This window comes from Oleiphilus sp. HI0125 (assembly GCF_001635355.1).
Genome location: NZ_LWGF01000951.1, coordinates 1 through 1,207, shown reverse-complemented (window position 1 = coordinate 1,207; position 1,207 = coordinate 1). Strand labels below are relative to the sequence as shown.

The 1,207-nt window shown below is 46.2% G+C and carries 1 protein-coding gene; it reads right to left on the bottom strand.

The genetic code is table 11. The features are described from left to right. Positions 1–1,207: malate synthase G (locus A3762_RS16355; RefSeq protein ID WP_156493521.1), on the bottom strand; the 1,207-nt coding region annotated here is incomplete at both ends.

The following is a 1,207-nucleotide window of genomic DNA, read 5'->3' as shown; positions in this document are numbered from 1 at the left end:
CAATTCGTTTGCGAATGCAACTTCTTCTGGACCGTGCATCTTAGGCTTAACGATGTTTACAGAACCAGTTGTTGAATTCTGGAATGGGCTGTTGCCTTTCAAATCGTGAATAGCGATCAAGGTTGTGATCACGCCGTCCATGATGCCTTCTGGAATTTCGTTGCCGTCTTCAAGAAGAATCGCTGGGTTAGTCATCAAGTGACCAACGTTACGAACGAATAGCATTGAGCGACCTTTCAATGAGAACGTATTGCCATCAGTGCCCGTGAATTCACGGTCTTTGTTCATAACACGCGTGAAGGTTTTGCCGCCTTTGGAAACTTCTTCAGCAAGGTCACCTTTCATAAGGCCTAACCAGTTTCCGTATGTAGTAACTTTGTCTTCTGCATCAACAGCTGCTACTGAGTCTTCGCAGTCCATGATGGTAGTTAGTGCAGCTTCCATAGTTAGGTCTTTAACGCCAGCAGCGTCAGTTGAACCAATTGGGCTGTCTGCATCGATCAAGATTTCAATGTGAAGACCGTTGTTCTTAAGAAGGATAGAAGTCGGCGCAGCAACATCACCTGTGTAACCAACGAACTTCTCTTCTTGTGCTAGGCCAGTTGTTGAACCGTCAGCCAAAGACACAACAAGCTTGCCGCCTTCAATTGCGTACTTAGTGCTACCAACGTGTGACCCAGCAGCCAATGGTGCCGCTGTATCAAGAACACCACGTGCGTATGCGATAACTTTGTCGCCACGCACTTTGTTGTAACCGCCTTTTGCTTTCTCTGCACCACCTTCTTCAGAGATAACAGTAGAGCCGTAAAGCGCATCGTATAGTGAACCCCAACGAGCGTTAGAAGCGTTCAATGCGAAACGTGCATTCATTACAGGTACAACCAACTGAGGACCAGCCATTTCAGCAATTTCTGGCTCTACGTTTTGAGTAGTTGCATCGAAGTCAGCACCTTCTTCTACAAGGTAACCAATCTCTTGTAGGAATGCTTTGTATTCTGCGAAATCGAAGTCTTGACCTTTACTCTCGGTGTGGAAAGCGTCAATCTTAGCTTGGATATCATCACGCTTTGCAAGCAACTCACGGTTACGTGGTGCTAGTTCGTTCGCGATAGCACTGAAGCTTGACCAAAATGCTTCTTGATCAACACCTGTGCCTGGAATTGCTTTTTCGTTTACGAAATCGTATAGCTCTTTTGCGACCTGAAGG